Here is a 20,560-nt window from a genome sequence, read left to right on the forward strand (position 1 = left end):
TGCGGTCGCCTTAACGTTGGATAATCAATTCGCGCCCAACACGAGCTTCAACTTTGCAATATTTCCAAAGTTTGTATGGACCTTCACCCACCACCGTCGTTCTAAATAAGTTACAAGCGGCATGTACGGTTTCAATATCCGGAACATCTGCAAGCAAGTAGGTTGTCCAAGGCCAGCCCGCACTTGGGCCAACCATACTTTGGTCATCATCAAGGTTTCCAAAAACATGCACGCCCGGTAAGTCATGAATGCCATTCCACATTTCACCAAATGCTGCCCAAACTGCTTTTGCTTCAGCAGGTTCGGCGTCAAAAAAGTTTTGGTTAATACCCATACAGAACAAAACACGTAATGATTTTTTAGCTTCCATCTCAATATCCTTTTTAAAAATTAAAACTTATAAATAACCAGGGGTTGGCTTTAACCCGAAACTAATTGAGCCTGCATTTTGTAAGGTCGCATCACCCATAAAGGCGTGCTGGGTCACCACGTTGGTGTCATTTACAAAACGGCTAAATGGATTGTTGGTATAGATTGCTGTCATACCCGCGAGCATTTGCATTTTTCGAGTCACTTTGGCGCAAACTCGCGCTGCATGGGTACATGCCAGACGCATATCACTAATTTGTTCAGCAGTGGCTTCACGCCCAGCAATAATTTCATTCCAGACAATATCCATGGTTTGATAAAACCAAGATTTTGCAGCCTGAAACTCTGCATCAGCTTGAGCAAACTCATATTGAGTCACTGGACGGTTTGCAATTTCTGACCCGCCTGTAATAGATGCTTTGCCTGGCGCTAATTTTTCAAATTCTTCTAGTGCAGCAGCTGCAACACCAATACCTACCACAGTTAAGACTTGAGTCGCTAAAGACAGTGACGGATATTTAAAAAATGGCTCGCTGAGTTTTGAAGGTTCACCCCGGACAAAGGTCCATTTCTTTTCGACCAATACATCTTCGACGACTAAGTCATGGCTTCCCGTACCTTTTAGGCCAACGGTGTCCCAAGTCATTTCAATTTTGGCTTTTTTCGCAGGCATCACGGCCATACGTGGTAAGCCCTGCATTTCATTGTTTTTAAGTGGTGAAATCCCTACACCCACAATGTCGGCCCCCATGCAGCCACTTGAGAATTTCCAACGTCCACGAACCACAACACCTTCATCAGTAATTTCAGCAGGTTGTGGTGGAAAAATACCTCCAGCAAATACCACATCTGGTCCGTTTTGATACAATTCTTTAAGCGTTTCTTCTGGCAAACTTCCTAAATAAGCAGGGCTCATGCCGAAACTTGCTACCCAGCCCACCGAACCATCAGCTTTAGATAAAGTTTCGATCAATTCGCAAAACTGCCGTGGTGACCATTCTTCACCACCAAAACGTTTAGGCACCAAGGCACGGTAAACGCCAATTTGTTTAAGTTTTTCGATAATGTCTTGGCTCACGTAGGCCTGATTATCGAATTCACCTGTACAGGCACGCTCACGTATTTCTTGGCACAAAGCATCTAAGTCAACTGCTTTGTCTTGAGAAGCAAACTCCATTTTAGACAACTTATTCATCATCTAACTCCTTGTAATTTATTGCATTGCATCAACACAAAATTTAGCTATAGCGCATAATTGCTCATCTTTTTGATGCTTTGATACGATCTGTAGGCCCACAGGTAACCCTTCACTGGTTTCAAGTGGCACTGAAATGGCTGGATGTCCTGATAAATTAAATGGTCGAACTAAACCCGTAAGATTTAAAAAAGCGACTGTGTTTTCAGCTTCGGAAACTTTCGGTGGAATTTGTGGAAGTGTCGGTAAAACCAATGCATCATATTTTTCTAGTAGAGCATCAAGTTCTTGGGTCAGCTGCGCTTTCACAACTTCCGCTTGTTGCACTTGCTCTAAAGTTGTTGCGGCAGCTTTTAATAAACGACCATTTACATCAGAACCAACTAAGCCTGTTTGAGTTAACTCACCAAAAGCTTGCCAATTTTCATAATTAATAATCTGCATGCCTGCATCAAAAGCCGCTTCAAAATGATCAACTTTTTCTAAAGTGGTCTGTAAATTGGCTTTTTGAAGTGCTTGATAAATACAGTTCCAAATAACCTCATCTGCTTTTACATCCAGCACAGCGAGTCTCGGTGTGCTAGTACATTGGGTAGGGTTAAAAGTCGGATCAATAATTTGCATAGCCTTTTCAATCATCTCGACTGAATTTGCAAAAGGGCCAACGCAATCTAAAGAACTTGACGGCGGATATACGCCTTTTCTGCTAACACGACCAAAGGTTGGTTTTAAACCAAAAACTCCGCAGCACGCAGCGGGCATACGGATAGAGCCGCCCGTGTCTGTTCCTAAAGTAAAGTCAGCTTGCTTTGCAGCAACTGCTGCAGCCGAACCACTCGAAGACCCACCTGGAATAAGTTCAGGATATTTAGGATTAACAGGTGTACCAAAAGCGTGATTAATGCCTGTAATACCAAAAGCCAATTCGTGCAAATTTGTCTTACCAATAATTTCGCAGTCAGCTTGCAAGATGTTTTTAACCACCTCAGCATCATCGTGCGCAGGTTCAACATTTAATAAAGCTCGACTGCCAGCAATGGTTTTTAGACCTTGAATATCAATTGTGTCCTTCACCATCACCTTGAGCTTGCCACTTCCTTTGTGCACGCTTTGGCTAACAATATTCATTCACTTTTCCATGTATTTTTATTCATTAATTAAAATATCGGAAAATTTAATGGAATTGTCAAGTATTTTTTATAATTTGTTGTCAAGGAAATAGGCAAAAATTTGTTTATAATAGGATTACCCTTTTTTCACTAAGTTATTGCTTAGCTATGCTTGATCATTTAGAACAATTTCTTCCTAATAAAGAACCGTCGAGTATTCAAAATTTTCCTTTTTTTTGGGTTTCCCAAGTGAATGGAAAGTATTCACAACTGATTGAAAAATCAATAAAAAAACTAGGTATCGATAATACACGCCGTAAAATTATTTTAAGTACTAATGCTCTTGGGGAAGCCAGTATCACCGACATCGCCAATCTTTCTACTTTAAAATTAACTACCGCAACCAAAGCTGTATATCGGTTGGTAGAAGATGGAATTGTCGAGGTCTACTCTTCTACTTCCGATGAACGCATCTCGATGGTGAAATTAACAGCCAAAGGTATTGAGCTGGTTGAACAGATTAATCAAATTAGTGTGGTCACCTTGGCAGGCATCCTGAATGCTTTTTCAGAAGATGAACTGCACAATTTAAATTCTCAGTTAAAGAAATTATTTGATCTTATGCCATCAAGTTAGATATTTCTTTCAATAAAAATTAGCCCTTTTGAGCAGTTAAAAATTTATCTTCTTTAACTGCTCCTTTATTAAAATAAATAGAATCAAATTATTACCTCAGTAAAATATTCGTATATTTCTACTTAACATACTTTTTAAGTATTCTAACATACTCAACAAGTAATGGAATTTTACATATAAAAAGAAAATAATAATTCCATGATCTTAAAAATCCAATTACTTCCTAATTGGATTTAGACACTCTCTTCCGGTCTGTACGAGACCAAATTACTCATTTCTAGCCTATTTATTATTCTGATCTAAAGGGGGAAAAGTATCGAAAACTTCAGAGGAATAATAAAAGTTAGATATCAATTTCTTTAAAGCGTTTTATACATAAGGATTAAGTGTATGAACCAAAGTAATATCGCTGTTGAAAGGACACAGAAGAAAAGCAATGCCTATGCATGGTATGTAGTCATACTTTGTATGTTGGCATATATATTTTCATTTATTGATCGCCAAATTCTGGCACTGATGATTGAACCCATCAAAGCAGATCTCCAACTTTCAGATACCCAATTTAGTTTGTTACATGGTCTTGCCTTTTCACTATTCTACGCGGTTATGGGATTACCACTCGCCTATATTGCTGACCGTTTTTCACGACCAAAACTGATTTCAATCGGGATTATTGTTTGGAGTCTAGCAACGGCAACTTGTGGTTTAAGTAAAAACTTTATTCAACTGTTTTTAAGCCGTATGGCAGTAGGTGTCGGTGAAGCTGCGTTATCTCCAGCTGCTTATTCAATGTTTAGCGACATGTTTAGTAAAGACAAACTAGGCCGCGCTGTTGGGATTTATTCAATTGGTGCTTTTTTAGGGGGCGGTATTGCCTTTTTAGTGGGTGGCTATGTCATTAACTTGCTTAAAGGCGTGACACTTATTGAAGTTCCACTATTAGGCGCACTTAAAGCATGGCAAATTGCCTTTTTAGTGGTGGGTTTACCCGGCATTATTATTGGGTTGTTATTTATTTTGACCGTTAAAGACCCTGCGCGTAAAGGACAACAGCTCAACCAACATGGACAAGTCGACCAAGTTAAATTCACACAATGTCTTCAGTTTATTAAAAAACATTCGAAAACTTTTGCTTGTCATTATTTAGGTTTTACCTTTTATGCAATGGCACTCTATAGCCTAACTAGCTGGACACCTGCATTTTATATTCGAAAGTTTCAACTTGCGCCGACAGAAACAGGCTATATGCTTGGCACGATTCTATTAATCGCAAATACATTAGGTGTGTTTTGTGCAGGTTGGTTAAACGACTGGTTTATTAAAAAAGGTCGTCAAGATGCACCGATGTTCACAGGTGTGATTGGGATTGTTGGCCTGATTATTCCGATTGCATTTTTTACCCAAACAGATCAGCTTTGGCTTTCAGTCAGCTTACTGATTCCGGCAATGTTCTTTGCGTCTTTCCCTTTAGTGATTTCGGCAACTGCTTTGCAAATGTTAGCTCCAAACCAATTTAGAGCACGACTTTCTGCCCTCTTCCTTTTGGTGAGCAATTTAATTGGTCTCGGTATTGGTACAACATTGGTAGCCATTATTACAGATAAAGTTTTTGGTAGTCCGTTAATGGTAGGTTCTTCTTTATCTATTGTAGGTGGTCTGTCTTGTGTACTGGCTTTAATTCTGCTTTTTAAAGGCTGCAAATTCTTTAGTGAAAGCATGAAACTTGAAAAATTAAATTAATAGATCTCAATAATTGCAAAAAAGTACTCTCTATCTAAACACATAGAGAGTACCGAAATATTCAAAATTAAGTATTGCCGAGGACAGGCATATATCTGGAAATGGATTATGGAATTATTTCACCGTTTTAAACCACACACTTTAGCTGTTACTACTTTATTACTTATGTGCAGCAGCTCATGGGCTGCAAATCCGAATCAGCAAACTGAAGAAGAATGGAAATTCACTTTAAAAAATGCATATATCAATCGTGATTTTGATAACGATGCACTCAAAGATACCGGCAGTTGGTCTCAGGCAGCGTCATTATTTTATAAATCAAAAATGCATGACACTCCCTTAGTCATAGCAGATAAGCCAATCACGATTGGGGCCGATGCTTCTGTCCAATACGCCGTGCGCCTAAGTTCAGACAAACATGTTGCCGACACAGTTTTGCCTTTTAATAAAGAAACACAATCTCAGGCATCGGACTATTTAAAATACGGTGCGACTTTAAAGCTGGGTTATGACAGAACTCTTTTAAGTATCGGTGAACTCTGGCTAGATTTACCTGTAACAGCTGTTGATGCTAGCCGTCAGTTACTCACTTCATATTGGGGAACTAACTTAAAGTCGCAACTTTCAGATCAGCTTTACGCAGAAATTGGTCGGGTTGAAAAAGTGTCTCCAAGAAATGAAGAAGACTTTAAAAAGTTTTCATTTACTGCAAATGGAATTACTAAAGAATCTGATGGCCTTAACTACATTGACCTACGCTATCAATTTACGCCGTCTTTAAAGGGTGAATATTACTTCGGTAATTTGGAAGATCTATATAACAAGCATTATGTTGGACTTGAACATACGTGGAAGAAGCCAACTTTTGCCCTTACCTCTAAGTTTAAGTACTTTAATGCAAAAGATGACGGCAATACTTTTGATATTGATGCGCAGAACATCGGATTACTTGAAACCGTTAAAGTAAAAAACCATACCTTTGGTTTAGGTTACCAACAAATTATTGGTGAATCGGCTTACCCGCTACCAGATGGCTTCTTACCAGAAACCTATTTCATTAATTGGAATGCTACAGGTTTCTTTAAAGAAGATGAAAAGTCTTACCATGTCATGTACGGCTATGACTTTAAAGATTATGTGCCGGGTTTAAATGCGATGGTGAAATATGTTTACGGTCATGACTTTAAAGCAGCCAATGGTGAGAAAAATCATGAAACCGAGTCAAATGTGATTTTAAACTATGCGTTCCAGCAACCATTCTTAAAAGGCATTGCCCTGCAATACATTCGTATTGATTACAACGTTAAACATGGCAATGACTTTGGTGAAGACCGCTTTTTTGTCAATTACACCAAAAAATTCTAAATAAAAATTACCCCCTAAAGTTTAGGGGGTAATTTTTTATCCTAATTTATTGACCAACTTTAGAGGTAAAACTTTCATAGCAATACTCATAGGTAACCATGGCCACTGCGGCACATAAGCCTTTACAGGTTGTTTTTCAATAGCTTTGACTAAAGCTTTACATCCAGTTTTGGTATCGACTTCAAATGGCAAATGTTTAGCGCCTTCATTCATTTCGGTACGGATGTAACCCGGGAAAATTGTAGAAACTTTAATTGGTGTATCTAATAATTCTGCACGAATACCTTCGGCCAAGTGAGCCACCGCAGCTTTACTGGCCGCATAGGTCGATAAATGTTTTGGTAATCCGCGCATAGCACTCATGGATGACATCACCACCAAATGACCTGCGTTTTGTGCTCTAAAAATTTCAACCGCTGCTTCACATTGCGCTAAAGCAGAAATAAAGTTCGTTTCAGCAGTTGCCTTATTAATTTCAAAATTACCTTTACCAATGCGGCGGCCATTTCCGACTCCCGCATTTACAATAATTCGGTCTAAATAGCCAAATTCTTGTTTAAAGGCGCGAAATACTTCAAAAACCTGATCGTAATTGGTGACATCCAGACTTTTTGCAATGACTTTAATACCATACTGATTTTCAAGTTCAGTTTTTAAATCTTCCAATCTGTCTAAACGGCGTGCACAAATTGCTAAGTTATAGCCTTTGGCTGCAAATTCATGCGCCATACCCGCGCCAAGACCTGAACTTGCACCTGTAATTAAAATTGTCTTTGCCATGTTTTATCCTTATTTTTAAATCCATGTCAGTAAATCTGGACGTTCAGCTTTTATAAAATGATGTTCATTTAAGCTTAAAACCTGAGCTTCATTTCCAACCAAACGCAAAGTGGTGAGGCTTGTATTAGCAATTGCCCAATTCAAAGCAAAAGTTCGATTGGGGCTAAGTTCAAGCAGTTTGCCAATTGCTACTGAAATGACACCACCAGAAGTAAAAACAACTGCATAGCGAGGCTTGGTTTTTGCCAAATCATCACAAAGTTGCTGCAATGCCGTTTCGACTCTTTCCTTAAAGTGCGGCCAAGACTCATCATATTCATGATGAAAATCACCATCAGTCCATCGTCCAATGGCGCCTTCAAATATTTTGGCAAGATAAGCACGCGGGTTTTGTTCTTGTGCGACATCAGCTTTTAAAAGTTCGGGCTGTTCAAAATGCGGCTCATAACGGGCAAAAACCTGTTGATGATTAAACTCATTCCATAAATTATTATGATGAATTACCGCATCTGGGAAGCATTCATTGAGTGCGAGCTTTGCAGTTTGCTCATGGCGCTGCATAGTTCCCGCAACTACATACGGTTGTTCTTTCAATATTTGCTTAAAATATTGGCCTAATAAAGTCGCTTGAGCTTCACCATTTTCAGACAGCTCATCATAATTACTTTTACCAAATGATGCCTGCCCATGTCTTACCAGATAAATTGTGGTCATCTTCTTAAAATACCCTGTATTTTCTGTAGAGATTGCTGAGCAAATTCTGATTCTTGCAATTTTTGCTGCGCGATAAGTTTTAAAGCTCGGATATGTAGTGCATGAATGACAATCCAGAAATCTTTAAAAGCAGGGTTTCGGGTTTGTTTATGGTAATAACGGTAATAGATTTGCTGGGCAATCACGGCTAAACGAAATACACCAAACACTTCATAAAAAGCCCAATTTGTAGGTTTCAGACCTGTTTTTTGCAAATAATACTCAACCACTTCTTTTCGAGAGAACATTCCCTTTAAGTGAGTTGGCTGACGGCGCGTCGATCTAAAAATCATGTTATCCGTTGGCTCAACCCAATAGGCCAAGGCACTTCCCAAGTCCATTAATGGATCACCCAAGGTCGCCATTTCCCAATCGAGCACACCAATCACTTCTGTTGGATGCTCTGGATCTAAAATCACATTATCAAAACGCCAATCATTGTGAATAATACAAGTCGTCGAGTCTTGAGGGATATTATCGTTTAGCCATTTTCGAACATATTTAAATGAAGGGACATTAATTGTGCGAACCTTTTCATAACGCTTATCCCAACCCTCAACTTGTCTACGGCAATATCCTGTACCTTTGCCAAGTTCAGCTAAAGGCGTGTTCTCATAAGGAACTTGATGTAGCTCAATCAACTTATCAATAACATTTACACAAAGTTGATGGACATCATCTTCATTAAAACCAAGCTCAGGCGGTAGTTTTGCACGAGGAATAATACCTTCAATGCGTTCCATGACATAAAAATCACAGCCAATGACCGATTCATCCTGACAAAGTGCCACCATTTTAGGAAGCACTGGATAATAAGGTGCAAGATTTTTCTGCACCATATATTCACGGGCCATATCGTGGGCTGACTTCGCTTTTGTTCCTTTTGGGGGACGCCGTAAAATTAAATCGGTATTTTCATACTTTAAACGATAAGTCCAATTCGACGCTCCACCTGTATATTGAGTAACAACTGCTGGACCAACCAACTCAACACCTTGGCTTTTTAACCAGTTTTCAACTGCCCCAATATCAAGCTCTTCACCTTTACGTACTTCACCGCCTATATCAATTACCGACATATTCACTTCCTTTAAACTTATACTTTCTTATGACGACCATAACCACGTTTGGCCAACTCTAATTTGGCAATCATGCCTTTATGTACTTCATCTGGACCATCAGCTAAACGTAAACTGCGTGCTTGGGCAAAGAAACCTGTTAATGGTGTATCTCTTGAAACACCCGCACCGCCATGTAGCTGAATCGCCATATCGACTACTTTTTCTAAAACACTCGGAGCGACCACTTTAATTGCAGATATTTCTGTTAAAGCAGCCATATTTCCTAAAGTATCCATTTTATAAGCAGCATACAAGGTTAAAAGTCTAGCTTGATCTATGGCGACTCGGGCATCAGCCACGCGTTCGAGGTTTCCACCGAGTTTCAAAATTTCTTTGCCAAACGCTGTTCTAGACATGCCGCGATCAATCATAAGTTCTAGCGCTTTTTCAGCAGCTCCGATGCAACGCATGCAATGGTGAATACGTCCTGGTCCTAAGCGACCTTGGGCAATTTCAAAACCTTGCCCCGCTCCGCCAATAAAGTTTTCGATAGGTACTCGAACATTATTAAAATGAACTTCACCATGTCCATGCGGTGCATCGTAGTCACCAAAAACAGGTAACATCCGCTGAATTTCAACACCTGCCGTATCAATCGGTACTAAAACCATAGAGTGTTGATGATGACGGTCTTTGGTTTCATCTGGAGTATGCGCCATAAAAATAATGACTTTGGCATTTGGATCACCTAAACCAGATGACCACCATTTTTTGCCATTTAAAACAATTTCATTACCTTCGATCAAGGCAGTCGCTTGCATATTGGTTGCATCACTTGAAGCAACCTCGGGTTCAGTCATACAAAAAACCGAACGAATTTTGCCGTCCAATAAAGGCTGTAGCCATTGCTGTTTTTGTTGTTCACTACCATAGCGCCATAACAATTCCATATTTCCCGTATCTGGTGCATTACAGTTAAAAACCGTAGGCGCTAATAAACTACGACCAGTTAATTCGGCTATATGCGCATATTCTTGAACAGTTAACCCAGCGCCCAGCTTTTCATCGGGTAAAAACATATTCCAAAGGCCAGCTTCCTTCGCTTTAGATTTCAGAGTTTCTAAGAGCTCTGGCCATTGCCATTTTTTCCAGTTTCCATCTGGATTTAACTCATGAACTTCTTCCCAAAATTTTGCTTCAACAGGTTCTATTTCTTCTAAAATAAATTTTCTAGTTCGCTCGGTGAAGTCCTGAGCTTTTTTTGAGAGTTCAAACATTCTTTTTCCTTTACATCATTATTTGGTCTTTACATCAACATAACTTGAAACTTAATATGAATGAAATGATTTTATTAAATAACACATCATGAATGATATTCATAACCTGCATGGCCTAGACCTAAGCTTTTTTCATCGAATTGATATCAATTTATATCCACTTTTTATCGCGATTTATGAGCAAAAAAGTATTTCAAATGCGGCAAGTAGTCTTAATATTACGCAGTCAGCGGCAAGTCACGCCTTGCAAAGATTACGTCAGCAACTTGAAGATGATGTGTTTACACGAGTAGGCAATAAAATGTCAGCCACTCCTTTTGCAGAACAAATTTATCCGACAGTGAAACAAGCACTTTTAACGATTCAAAATATTAGCCAACAGAAACACGTCTTTGATCCAACAAGTCTAAAAAATTTAAAAATCGCCGTGCATGATGAAATTGAGCCGATTATTCTTCCAAGACTCGCTCAACACTTTCAAAATCTTAATTTAGATTTGCAGTTTGTTAGTATGAAGCTAGATCGAAAACATATTATGGCGGACTTGGCAACACAGCAGCTCGATTTTGTGATTGACCTAGAACAATATTTATCTCCAAAAATTACCTTTGACCATTTGGTAACAGATGAGTTCGTCATTTGCAGTCAACTTAAAGAAGTCGATTTATCGAGCTATATTAGTGGTCGACATATCGGTGTTTCGTCACGCCGTACAGGCGCGTTACTTGAAGATATTTATCTAAACCAACATCAAAAAATTTCAAGAAATGTATTTATGCGCTGTCAGAACTACTCAACGGCGCTACAAGTTTTAGGTGCTCAAGCCAACGCAATATTGACGATGCCTCGTATGATTTTGCAGCATTTATCTTATAGTCCAGAAATTTGCTTACATTCCCTACCTTTTGAGATAACCAATATTAAAATGGGTATGTTTTGGCACGAAGATTTAAGGGATAATTTAAGGCATCAATTTTTGCGACATGAAATTATTAAACTTTTTCAGTAAAGCAAATTGATCTACTAAGCTTTTATCGTACAAGGATCAGTAATGAGTAAAGATGAACGGATAATCCAGAATCAGGACAACAAAAAAACGATTCGTCATGAAGATTACATTGCTGGCATCGGTAAAGGCATGGCAATTTTAGATAGCTTTAGTAGTAATCAACATCGTTTAAATATTTCGATGGCGGCCGAAAAAACCGGACTCACTCGAGCGGCAGCAAGACGCCATTTATTAACTTTAGAATATCTAGGTTATCTTGAATCAGATGGTCACTATTACTATTTAACACCTAAAGTTTTGAAGTTTTCAGGAGCTTATTTGGGTGCAGCCCAACTTCCGAAAGTATCTCAACCTTTATTAAATCTTCTAACCAACCAAACATCTCTCATTTACTCGGTGATGGTACTTGATGGGTATGAAGCCATTACCATTGCCCGTAGTGCCGCGCACCAGCAAACAGACCGTGTAAATCCATATGGCTTACACTTAGGTAACCGCCTACCTGCTCATGCGACCTCGGCGGGTAAAATTTTACTGGCACATTTAAGCCAACAAGAACAACTCGACTGGCTTCAAAAATATCCACTTCAGCGTTTAACTAAATATACCCATGTCGAAAATGATAAATTTTTAGAGTTACTAAAAGAGATTCGAGAACAAGACTGGTGTTATTCGCGTGAAGAACATGAATTAGGAGTTCATGCGCTCGCCGTACCGATTTATGGACAAGACTTTAAAGTCGTTGCAGCTTTAAATATTGTTTCACCTACTATGAAAACAACTGAAGAATATTTAATTCAACACATTTTGCCTTTATTGCAAGAGACTTCGCGGGATTTGAGACAAGTTCTTTAAATCTTACTTAGGCTATTTTTAGAAGATAATTTTATTATTTGTTTAGGCTATTTATGGAGAGAATGATGGTAATTTGAAGAGTTGCTTAGGCTATTTTTAGAAGTAATTGAATGGAATTTTTAAATAGCGGATGCCATTCGCTTCAGGTTCCGGAAAATTTCCACCGTTCATATTAATTTGAATTGAAGGCAAAATTAATTTTGGCATTGCCAAAGTTGCATCTCGTTCTTGGCGCATTCTTATGAATGAGTCCTTAGAAACGCGTCGGTTTAAATGAATGTTGCTTTGCTTCTGAGTTTTAATATCTGTTTGACAGATATATTCATCACGACCTTCGGGTTTATAGTCATGGCATAAGAACATACGCATTTCGCCAGGAAGTTGGTAAAGCTTTTGTACCGAATCATAAAGCTCAGCAGCACTTCCTTTAGGAAAGTCACATCTCGCTGAGCCATAATCAGGCATAAATAAAGTATCACCTACAAAAACGGCATCAGCAATCACATAGCTTAAGCAAGCAGGTGTATGCCCTGGTGTAGGAATGTTATACGCTACTATATCCCCTATTTTGAAATGTTCATAATCTTCGAACAAATAATCAAAAGGCTGATTTTCATTGAATTTCTTAAAATCAAAATTATAGATAGCCGAAAATGTTTCTTGTACGATTGAGATTTTTTGACTAATCGCAATTGTACCGCCCAATTGAGATTTTAAATATTGAGCCGCGGTCATATGGTCGGCATGGACGTGAGTTTCTAAAATCCATTGCACTTTAAAGTTTTGAGCCAAAACATAATCGATAATACGATCGGCATTGGTTGTTTTTGTAGTGGCTGATGCAGCATCGTAGTCAAGTACACTATCAATAATTGCACATTGATGAGTCGCTAAATCTGCAACAACATAACTAAAAGTATTGGTGTTTCCATCAAAAAAATCTTTTACTAGAGGTTGTTGCATAGGTTTAATTTCCTTTATTTAAGACTCGGTAAATAAACATTCCTAATAACATAGCGACAATAAAATAAAGCGCTTCAAAATGTCCTAACCCTATAAGCGTTAAAGCAGGCGCTGGACATATCCCTGCTATTCCCCAGCCTATACCGAAAATAAAAGCCCCAACAATTAACCTTTGGTCAATCTGTGTATTTGTTGGTAATTGAATTTGTTCATTAAAAAGTGTTTTAGGGCTTTTTATAGCCTTTTGAAATGGAATAAATGCCACAACAATTGCACCTAACATCACAAACATTAAGCTAATATCCCACTGCCCAAAGATATCTAAAAAACCTAATACCTTTTCAGGATTAGACATACCAGAAATCATTAAACCTAATGAAAACAAACCACCAAATATAAAAGCAAAAATATTTTTCATAGGATTACCCCAACACGTGACGAATGATATAAACCGTTAACATGCCAGCAAACATAAAAACTGCTGTCGCCACTATTGAGCGTTTTGATAACCTGCTCATACCACAAATACCATGGCCGCTTGTACATCCAGCGCCTAACCGTGTTCCAAAGCCAACCAGTACACCTGCTAAAATAAGTGCAAATGTGTTCGCTTTAATTTCAATTTCAGGCTGATAGAAATAGCCATATATGAAAGGTGTAATCACGAGTCCAGCAATAAACCAAAATGCTGAACTTTTAAAAATATCTTTAGTAGGATTTATAACTTGAGCAAGCAATCCACTAATTCCGGCTATACGACCATTTATATATAAATATCCAACTGTTGCGATGCCGAGTAATAAACCACCTACAAATGCATATACAATATTTGACATATAACCACTCTAAACAATATATGTTTTTATAATTTGTATTATACGCTGATTTGTTTAGGAGTACTTAAAATAAAATTTTTAAGTTTATAATTATTCTTAACAAGAAAAAGCCCCAAAGTTTTGGGGCTTTTGTCATTAAATTAGATTTTTAATGCCTAATTGATCTGGCAAGCTATCCATAATCTTATTAAGTCTACTATTTGCTGGAGATATGCAACCTTTATAATGGCTTAATTTAGTTTCTGTACCATTTGGTTGAATCCATGAAATGTAATAGCTAGACATATCTGTTGCAGTTTGCTGACATCCACCAGTTTTCGCTTGTGTACCTGTTTCAGGTCGGTAAGTTTTTAGATCATCTGCAAGTTTTTTATAATCTTTTACGCTACCTTGAATTTCTTTAACACCGATAGCTTTAGTATATTGTTTACCTTCAAAACGAATTAAACCCGTAGGTGTTACTTCTACAGAATAGATTGGGCATGCGCCAAAGCATGGACTAGAAGCATAGCGAATTGTCTCTTGTGTATTCGGTGCTTGCTGAACAGAAGCACAACCCATCAAAGCTAAACCAGATAAAGTTGCAAGAACCAAAAATCTCATCGTATCACCTATTATTATCAAGTGGCTTTAATTTAACAAATCAGACACTTCTTGTCATTAAAGACTATTTTTTGTGATTCTCATCAGTATTTATTTGCTTAATTTTACTTAGGCTATTTTAATAGTAGTTAAAAATAGCTTTCGTCAAGTCATAAAAAAAGGCTCATCTTGCGATGAGCCTTAAGCTAAAAAGAGCTTAAATTCCTGAAATACAAATTATTACTGGGTAGTAATAATCTGCGACGACCATTCTAACGCAACCCAATAAATTATATAAATATAATATAAGTATATATTTACGCTCATTTTTCCAACAAAAATACCCTAATTTTCTCTATCAAAAACTTGATAATGTTTATTTCTAATTAAAATTCACAACTTTAAGTTAAACAAAACTTAATAAATTCCTGCCTTTTATTTATAGGTAAAACATTATAAGAAAATGCTTAATAGTTCGGCTGTGCCTAGTGTTCAAGATAAATAACTTTTAAGAAAATTTTAAGTTTGATAATAACTTCAAGCACTTTTTTACTATTTGGTAAAGCTATCTAGTTAAAAATATAGAATATACTTTTCTTCTTTTATATAAAAAATATATTAAAAATAAAAGGCAAAAGAGAAATTCTCTCTTTTGCCTTATTTAATTACTGTTCTAAAGTATAAGCGATCACATAATCGCCATGATCAGGTGATTGACGTGCTCCACCTGCGGTAACAACCACATATTGTTTACCTGTTTTAGGTGAAACATAGCTTATTGGTGTGCCCTGACTACCTACTGGTATACGTGATTTCCATAATTCTTTACCTGTAGATGAATCAAATGCACGTAAGTAGTAGTCTTGTGTTGCAGCAAAGAAAACCAAACCGCCTTGTGTTGCCATCGGACCACCAATGGTTGGCATACCGATCGGTGCTTTTAAGCCCATTTTAATTCCCATAGGACCTGTATCTTCAACTGTACCTAATGGTACCTGCCACGCAACTTGACGAGTTTTCAAATCAATCGCAGTCATCGTACCAAACGGCGGTTTCTGACAAGGAATGCTTAATGCTGACATAAAGCGGTTTTTATTCACTTTATACGGCGTACCTTTCATTGGTACAGCCCCCATACCTGTGTTTACTTTTTCCCCACCATTCGCTTGAATCTTAATGTCTTCAGGAGTTTGCTCCATTAATTGAATCCATAATCCAAGGCGCATATCGTTCACGAACATATAACGATGAGTTGGATCAAAAGCAATACTACCCCAGTTCATGCCACCCAAAGAACCCGGGAAACTTAATGAAACGTCAGTACCCGGTGCAGTAAATAGACCTTCGTAACGCATTGACTTAAAGTTAATACGGCACATCAGTTGGTCAAATGGCGTAGCACCCCACATATCTGACTCAGTTAAAGTCTGATTACCAATTTGAGGCATTTCAACTGAACGTGGTTGAGTTGCACTGTATTGCTCACCCGGGATATTTGCTGCTTTCACAGGTTGTTCAACTACTTTAGTTAGCGGTTTACCAGTTACGCGGTCAAGCACAAAGAATTGACCTGATTTGGTTCCAATGACAACAGCAGGTTTAGTCGTACCGTCTTTTAATGGAAAGTCGACTAGACTTGGTTGCATGGGTAAGTCAAAGTCCCATAAATCATTATGAACAGTTTGATATACCCACTTTTCTTTACCTGTTGTCGCATCAAGTGCCAAAACAGAAGTATTGTATTTATGATCTAACGGATTACGGTTACCGCCCCAAATGTCGACAGATGAACTACCCATAGGTAAGAACACCGTATTCATTTGCGGATCATACGACATTGCAGCCCAAGAGTTTGCCGAACTACGTTTATAGGTTTCACCCGGTTTAAGAACATAGTTAGGATCTGGATTACGCGGATCAAACGCCCAGCGAAGTTTACCTGTAATCACGTCATAGCCACGGATAACACCACCCGGCATATCTGCTGCTACGTTGTCAGCAATACGGCTACCCACCACAATGGTCGTACCCGCAATAGTCGGTGCAGAAGTCACTTCAAAACGTGGCGCTTTTGTTCCCGCCCCAAGTCCTTCCAATAAATCAACCGTTCCATTTACACCAAAATCAGCACAGCGCTGACCGTTATCTGCATTGACTGCAATTAAACGACCATCAGGTGTATTGGTATATACACGACGTGGACATGACGTATTTGTTGCAACCGCGGTTACTGCATTTGCACCCGCTAAAGTTGGTTGAACAAGTGGTTTAGTTGAATCAAAGTATGCAACACCGCGACAACGTTCCCAAGCATCGGCTTTCGAGTTCACTTCAGCTTTCCAGAGCTTTTTACCTGAGTCAGCATCTATCGCAAAAATATTATTATGTGGTGTACATAAGAAGACTTTATTTCCAACCTGTAGTGGTGTCATTTGATCTTCAGCACCATTGCCACTACCCGTTGTAAAATCGCCTGTTCTAAAGCGCCAAGCTTCTTTTAGTTTATGAACGTTATCTCTGTTAATTTGATCGAGAGCAACAAAGCGACTACCACCTGCATCATTTCCATAATTTTCCCAATTCATCTGTTTTTTGGCTGGGTCAACTGGTACTAAAGGGAGCTTTTCACCTGAACTTGCTACCGTTGGATGCGGTTGGAACATCTGGTAAAGCGCAATCAACATACCAACTAAAACTAATCCACCTACTGCATAAGATGAAGATGCCAAACTGGTTTGAAATTGGTAGCGTCGAATTGAAGGTAGCGTAAATAATAAAGCAGCAAAAAGACCAGCAGGAAACATTAAACGCGAGAATAATGGCCAGAATTCCCAGCCCGCATCAACCAGTGACCAAATTACGGTGCCAACAAAGACAGCCGCAAAAATCCAGACACCAAGCGCTTTTTTTCGGAAAATACTAATTGCAGAAAGGGTAATAAATAGCCCTGCAACCAAGAAATACCAAGAACCGCCGAGTGATACTAGCTTTCCACCGCCTACAATGTAAAAAACACCTGTAGCCAATAAAGCAAAGCCTAAAATAAAACACCATATTTTGAATAAGATATGAAACTTAGAATCTGACTCAGACATAGATCCTACTCCACATATACTGAACCCGAATAGTTCAAGCATTTGAGCCAGTTAAACCATGTCTAACCAGCCATAAATACTGTTAAAAATTAACTTTTACACTCAAGCCTGCCACCCAAGCATCATCGACCTCTTTTACACCCGCAGGTTGATGGATATACTGAATGTTTGGACGTAACATGACGGCCGGAGACCATTGGTAGGTATAGTTCAGCTCGACATTTAGCTCGTCGTCTTGAATTGGAATATAGTCAGATGCAATCGAATCATAGCTATAGTATCCACGACTTTCATTTGTTGCTATCTGCTTATCTTTAGCACGATCATTGACCACATAATTGGCAATACCAAAACCAATCGAATCATTTGGACGGCTATCAAATGGCCCCTTATACCAAAGAGCAAGCTGTTGCGTACTTTGAACAAAAGTCGTTGCTTTATCATTTACAACGCCGTTAAAACTAATATATAAACCGCGTTTCGGATCTTCGCCGGCATGACTGAGTTGTTGCTGGGCATTAAGCCAGAAACTTTGTTTTCCATCATGAACTTTACCCGCAGTCTTAATATCATTCGCTTCTGGGGTTGAGTACAGCACACCTACTTTATATTCACCCGGTAAACCATTAAAAGCAGCAAGTTTTGGTTTCCATGTAAGCTCAACTGGTATGGTTGCGCCCTTTACGTTGTTCATATCCAGATTAAAACCATCACTATTTGATTCGGTTTTAATGTTGTCTGGATTGACCTCATACACACCCAACCCCAAAGTCCACTCAGGTGCAAACTGATATTTAACATTTGTCGCCCAAACACCAACTGGCGAGTTATACCAAATTGAACCAATTGATTTTCCTAGCTGGCCACCGCAAAGCAATAAATTCTGAAACTCACATTGAGAACTATTAAAGTCCTCTGACATTCCCATACGACCAAATTTGACCTGTACGGTGTTATCAACGAAACCTTTTTTCACCCATGCTTGAGATAAACGCCAGATTTTACCGCGTCCATAAATCTCTTGAGCATTACCCAATTGGCTAGAACGTGGGTCTTTAATACGCTCAAGAGTTAATGCATTGCCGTCACGTTTAGTCACGACTAGACTCGCTGTCGTATCTTTCCATCCAGCAATTTTTTCTAAATCGAAGTTTGCACCTAAAGAAAGCTGTGCAGCATTTTCAAATGTATTGCTATCGTTATAACCACCATCTAAATTTGTGGCAGCTTGGCTCATAATAGAAGCTGTAAATTTATAACCTTGTTGCTCTAGCTGCTGGCGTTTTCCATTCCAGTCACCAAGCAACCATTGACGATCTTGTGACCACGGCTCATTAGCAAGCGCAAATTGACTGCCTAATACAGCGATTGTTAACACACTCAGTTTCATTAAATTTGGCATTTCAAATCCCTTTTATCATTTCTATGCTGCGCCTCTGTGTGAGGCGCTTCCCTTATTGTTATTATTTAGTTTGTACGGCCGAACTAAGTTCAGACGTCGCCCCAAAGCGATCAGTTACATTTGCTGTAATTGAGGCAACTTTTACAGTTGGCTTCCAATTCGCTTTTGCATTACCTTCGGCATCTGTAGCAACGGTAACAGCTCCTAAATATTGCTCAGCTTCTTTTGATGCCGCATTTTGATTTCCAAAGAACTCCACTTGATAGCGTTGGCTTGGTAAACCATTAATTTCTACAGCCACTGAACCTTTATTAGCGATTAACTTAGGTGCTTTAATGCCCTGATTCGGCTGAGCATTACAGTTTTGTTGGTTTGGCTGCGTACAAGTTTTTTGTTGTTTAGATGGATCTACAACTACACCGCCCCCACGCGATCCTACGAATCCTTCGTGCTCAAGTGCAGGCACACTAAATACAATTGCACCTAAACGCTGATTTGGTACACATGAACCGCCTGCTTCACAACGTTTAATATCTTTACCATTGTCCCAAATCAGGTTTTTAGTCAATGTAATTTTTGCGTTTGCATCTTTTTCGGAGCGGATGGCTACACCGATACGGTTACCATGCACTCTATTGCTATCAAGAATGTTGCCATCGCCTGTCATGTTAAAACCAATCGAGTTATTGGTCATTTCGTTGTAAGCGATATAGTTACGCTTACCCCAGTTAATCTGTAGGCCATCCGAGTAGTTTTCGAATTTATTACCCACTACGGCATTGTCATTACCCCACAAAATTTCAATACCTTGTGATGGCTCTGGGTTTGCTTTCGTTGAAACAAAATGGTTATTCGCAATTAAGTTAAACGCAGCCCCACGTGTCATCTCTAGACCATCACCATTGTCTTGGAAGATGTTGTCTAGAACTTTGTTGTTATTGGTCGTGGTTGCAGTTGGGTTACCTTGCCCATCATCGCCAGTAAGCATGACACCAGCACCGCCATAGTTATTACTAATACGGTTATGTTGAATAAGGTTATTGCTTGAACGGTTAACCAAAACACCAATACAGAAACGATGAATGTCTAAACCTTTTAAAGTGACATTGTTAACGTCACGTAGTACCAACCCCGGTAAAGTCATGGTACGTACATTAGTTCCGTACTGTTCAGGGTTTGCACCTGGGCAAGCTTTTGCCCCTTCGCCTTTAATATAGTTTGAACCATCAATTGCGATATATTCACCAGTTTTATCCCATTCGGTACCAATGATTTTGACGGGTGCTTTAATTTCAGGAAGTGCGCTATTTAATTTAATTGCATAAGGTGCTTTGCCTACAGCCTGAATCAAGATGTCGCTCGCTTCACTTGAATTTGCATTGGCTTGTTCAATTGCCCAGCGTAAAGAACCTTTATTACTATCATCTTGATAACGGTCAACAACATAAGTTTGTGCCGCTGCCATTCCTGAAACCATCAAACCTAATGCAAGAGTAGTTAAACGTAATGTATTCATTTCATCATGTCCTTATG

The 20,560-nt window shown here is 38.9% G+C and carries 19 protein-coding genes; 5 read left to right on the forward strand and 14 right to left on the reverse strand.

Annotated features, from left to right (window positions below; translation table 11 throughout):
* Nucleotides 1-10 precede the first annotated feature (10 nt).
* The 3 genes from KTI78_RS16325 to KTI78_RS16335 are packed head-to-tail and all read right to left on the reverse strand — an operon-like array spanning nucleotide 11 to nucleotide 2,692.
* Nucleotides 11-370, reverse strand: coding sequence for a hypothetical protein (locus KTI78_RS16325; RefSeq protein ID WP_000387554.1), 360 nt, complete (start codon nucleotides 368-370; stop codon nucleotides 11-13).
* 27 nt (nucleotides 371-397) lie between these two features.
* Nucleotides 398-1,546, reverse strand: coding sequence for an acyl-CoA dehydrogenase family protein (locus KTI78_RS16330; protein ID WP_080593013.1), 1,149 nt, complete (start codon nucleotides 1,544-1,546; stop codon nucleotides 398-400).
* A 36-nt stretch (nucleotides 1,547-1,582) separates the two neighbouring features.
* Complete coding sequence (locus KTI78_RS16335) at nucleotides 1,583-2,692, reverse strand: amidase (protein WP_262446750.1); 1,110 nt, start codon at nucleotides 2,690-2,692, stop codon at nucleotides 1,583-1,585.
* 149 nt (nucleotides 2,693-2,841) lie between these two features.
* On the opposite strand from KTI78_RS16335, the gene KTI78_RS16340 reads away from it, so the two are divergent.
* From KTI78_RS16340 to KTI78_RS16350, 3 genes are all read left to right on the forward strand, one after another.
* Nucleotides 2,842-3,309 (forward strand): MarR family winged helix-turn-helix transcriptional regulator, encoded by a 468-nt coding sequence (locus tag KTI78_RS16340; RefSeq protein WP_025470292.1) that lies wholly within the window; start codon nucleotides 2,842-2,844, stop codon nucleotides 3,307-3,309.
* A gap of 390 nt (nucleotides 3,310-3,699) precedes the next feature.
* Nucleotides 3,700-5,049 carry a spinster family MFS transporter gene (locus KTI78_RS16345; protein WP_125739616.1) on the forward strand — a complete coding sequence of 450 codons (1,350 nt, stop codon included), beginning with the start codon at nucleotides 3,700-3,702 and terminating at the stop codon, nucleotides 5,047-5,049.
* Nucleotides 5,050-5,157: 108 nt separating this feature from the next.
* Nucleotides 5,158-6,414: an OprD family outer membrane porin gene (locus KTI78_RS16350; protein ID WP_224993842.1), complete on the forward strand. Its 1,257-nt coding sequence runs from the start codon at nucleotides 5,158-5,160 to the stop codon at nucleotides 6,412-6,414.
* Between the two features lie 36 nt (nucleotides 6,415-6,450).
* Here KTI78_RS16350 and KTI78_RS16355 read toward each other — a convergent pair whose 3' ends face one another.
* The 4 genes from KTI78_RS16355 to KTI78_RS16370 are packed head-to-tail and all read right to left on the reverse strand — an operon-like array spanning nucleotide 6,451 to nucleotide 10,285.
* Nucleotides 6,451-7,194 carry an SDR family oxidoreductase gene (locus tag KTI78_RS16355; protein ID WP_262446751.1) on the reverse strand — a complete coding sequence of 248 codons (744 nt, stop codon included), beginning with the start codon at nucleotides 7,192-7,194 and terminating at the stop codon, nucleotides 6,451-6,453.
* Between the two features lie 15 nt (nucleotides 7,195-7,209).
* On the reverse strand, nucleotides 7,210-7,908 hold the full coding sequence (locus tag KTI78_RS16360; protein WP_262446752.1) for a histidine phosphatase family protein: 699 nt from the start codon (nucleotides 7,906-7,908) through the stop codon (nucleotides 7,210-7,212).
* Entirely contained in the window at nucleotides 7,905-9,026 is a 1,122-nt protein-coding gene (locus KTI78_RS16365; protein WP_262446753.1) for a phosphotransferase family protein, read from the reverse strand. The genes KTI78_RS16360 and KTI78_RS16365 overlap by 4 nt, the downstream gene beginning before the upstream one ends.
* Before the next feature lie 17 nt (nucleotides 9,027-9,043).
* Nucleotides 9,044-10,285: an acyl-CoA dehydrogenase family protein gene (locus KTI78_RS16370; RefSeq protein ID WP_016140825.1), complete on the reverse strand. Its 1,242-nt coding sequence runs from the start codon at nucleotides 10,283-10,285 to the stop codon at nucleotides 9,044-9,046.
* Between the two features lie 88 nt (nucleotides 10,286-10,373).
* On the opposite strand from KTI78_RS16370, the gene KTI78_RS16375 reads away from it, so the two are divergent.
* The gene (locus tag KTI78_RS16375) at nucleotides 10,374-11,294 is read left to right on the forward strand and encodes a LysR family transcriptional regulator (protein ID WP_262446754.1); all 921 of its coding nucleotides are present in this window, start codon (nucleotides 10,374-10,376) and stop codon (nucleotides 11,292-11,294) included.
* A 42-nt stretch (nucleotides 11,295-11,336) separates the two neighbouring features.
* On the forward strand, nucleotides 11,337-12,149 hold the full coding sequence (pcaU, locus tag KTI78_RS16380; RefSeq protein WP_004701378.1) for an IclR family transcriptional regulator PcaU: 813 nt from the start codon (nucleotides 11,337-11,339) through the stop codon (nucleotides 12,147-12,149).
* 96 nt (nucleotides 12,150-12,245) lie between these two features.
* Here pcaU and KTI78_RS16385 read toward each other — a convergent pair whose 3' ends face one another.
* From KTI78_RS16385 to KTI78_RS16415, 7 genes are all read right to left on the reverse strand, one after another.
* Nucleotides 12,246-13,112, reverse strand: coding sequence for an MBL fold metallo-hydrolase (locus KTI78_RS16385; protein ID WP_262446756.1), 867 nt, complete (start codon nucleotides 13,110-13,112; stop codon nucleotides 12,246-12,248).
* Nucleotides 13,113-13,116: 4 nt separating this feature from the next.
* Complete coding sequence (locus KTI78_RS16390; RefSeq protein ID WP_262446757.1) at nucleotides 13,117-13,530, reverse strand: DUF6691 family protein; 414 nt, start codon at nucleotides 13,528-13,530, stop codon at nucleotides 13,117-13,119.
* A gap of 4 nt (nucleotides 13,531-13,534) precedes the next feature.
* Nucleotides 13,535-13,948: a YeeE/YedE family protein gene (locus KTI78_RS16395; RefSeq protein ID WP_262446758.1), complete on the reverse strand. Its 414-nt coding sequence runs from the start codon at nucleotides 13,946-13,948 to the stop codon at nucleotides 13,535-13,537.
* A gap of 135 nt (nucleotides 13,949-14,083) precedes the next feature.
* On the reverse strand, nucleotides 14,084-14,542 hold the full coding sequence (locus tag KTI78_RS16400; protein WP_262446768.1) for a DUF6438 domain-containing protein: 459 nt from the start codon (nucleotides 14,540-14,542) through the stop codon (nucleotides 14,084-14,086).
* A gap of 653 nt (nucleotides 14,543-15,195) precedes the next feature.
* Nucleotides 15,196-17,625: a glucose/quinate/shikimate family membrane-bound PQQ-dependent dehydrogenase gene (locus KTI78_RS16405; RefSeq protein ID WP_262446759.1), complete on the reverse strand. Its 2,430-nt coding sequence runs from the start codon at nucleotides 17,623-17,625 to the stop codon at nucleotides 15,196-15,198.
* An 82-nt stretch (nucleotides 17,626-17,707) separates the two neighbouring features.
* Complete coding sequence (locus KTI78_RS16410; protein WP_262446760.1) at nucleotides 17,708-19,027, reverse strand: carbohydrate porin; 1,320 nt, start codon at nucleotides 19,025-19,027, stop codon at nucleotides 17,708-17,710.
* 61 nt (nucleotides 19,028-19,088) lie between these two features.
* Nucleotides 19,089-20,543 (reverse strand): nitrous oxide reductase family maturation protein NosD, encoded by a 1,455-nt coding sequence (locus tag KTI78_RS16415; protein WP_262446761.1) that lies wholly within the window; start codon nucleotides 20,541-20,543, stop codon nucleotides 19,089-19,091.
* Between the last annotated feature and the right edge of the window lie 17 nt (nucleotides 20,544-20,560).

Source organism: Acinetobacter sp. WU_MDCI_Abxe161 (assembly GCF_025514355.1).
GTDB classification, from domain to species: Bacteria; Pseudomonadota; Gammaproteobacteria; order Pseudomonadales; family Moraxellaceae; genus Acinetobacter; species Acinetobacter pittii_E.

Bases quoted from the DNA above. Each gene is read 5' to 3' on its own strand.
- KTI78_RS16325 (WP_000387554.1), bottom strand. From the start codon at position 370: ATGGAAGCTAAAAAATCATTACGTGTTTTGTTCTGTATGGGTATTAAC.
- KTI78_RS16330 (WP_080593013.1), bottom strand. From the start codon at position 1,546: ATGGAGTTTGCTTCTCAAGACAAAGCAGTTGACTTAGATGCTTTGTGC.
- KTI78_RS16335 (WP_262446750.1), bottom strand. From the start codon at position 2,692: ATGAATATTGTTAGCCAAAGCGTGCACAAAGGAAGTGGCAAGCTCAAG.
- KTI78_RS16340 (WP_025470292.1), top strand. From the start codon at position 2,842: ATGCTTGATCATTTAGAACAATTTCTTCCTAATAAAGAACCGTCGAGT.
- KTI78_RS16345 (WP_125739616.1), top strand. From the start codon at position 3,700: ATGAACCAAAGTAATATCGCTGTTGAAAGGACACAGAAGAAAAGCAAT.
- KTI78_RS16350 (WP_224993842.1), top strand. From the start codon at position 5,158: ATGGAATTATTTCACCGTTTTAAACCACACACTTTAGCTGTTACTACT.
- KTI78_RS16355 (WP_262446751.1), bottom strand. From the start codon at position 7,194: ATGGCAAAGACAATTTTAATTACAGGTGCAAGTTCAGGTCTTGGCGCG.
- KTI78_RS16360 (WP_262446752.1), bottom strand. From the start codon at position 7,908: ATGACCACAATTTATCTGGTAAGACATGGGCAGGCATCATTTGGTAAA.
- KTI78_RS16365 (WP_262446753.1), bottom strand. From the start codon at position 9,026: ATGTCGGTAATTGATATAGGCGGTGAAGTACGTAAAGGTGAAGAGCTT.
- KTI78_RS16370 (WP_016140825.1), bottom strand. From the start codon at position 10,285: ATGTTTGAACTCTCAAAAAAAGCTCAGGACTTCACCGAGCGAACTAGA.
- KTI78_RS16375 (WP_262446754.1), top strand. From the start codon at position 10,374: ATGAATGATATTCATAACCTGCATGGCCTAGACCTAAGCTTTTTTCAT.
- pcaU (WP_004701378.1), top strand. From the start codon at position 11,337: ATGAGTAAAGATGAACGGATAATCCAGAATCAGGACAACAAAAAAACG.
- KTI78_RS16385 (WP_262446756.1), bottom strand. From the start codon at position 13,112: ATGCAACAACCTCTAGTAAAAGATTTTTTTGATGGAAACACCAATACT.
- KTI78_RS16390 (WP_262446757.1), bottom strand. From the start codon at position 13,530: ATGAAAAATATTTTTGCTTTTATATTTGGTGGTTTGTTTTCATTAGGT.
- KTI78_RS16395 (WP_262446758.1), bottom strand. From the start codon at position 13,948: ATGTCAAATATTGTATATGCATTTGTAGGTGGTTTATTACTCGGCATC.
- KTI78_RS16405 (WP_262446759.1), bottom strand. From the start codon at position 17,625: ATGTCTGAGTCAGATTCTAAGTTTCATATCTTATTCAAAATATGGTGT.
- KTI78_RS16410 (WP_262446760.1), bottom strand. From the start codon at position 19,027: ATGCCAAATTTAATGAAACTGAGTGTGTTAACAATCGCTGTATTAGGC.
- KTI78_RS16415 (WP_262446761.1), bottom strand. From the start codon at position 20,543: ATGAATACATTACGTTTAACTACTCTTGCATTAGGTTTGATGGTTTCA.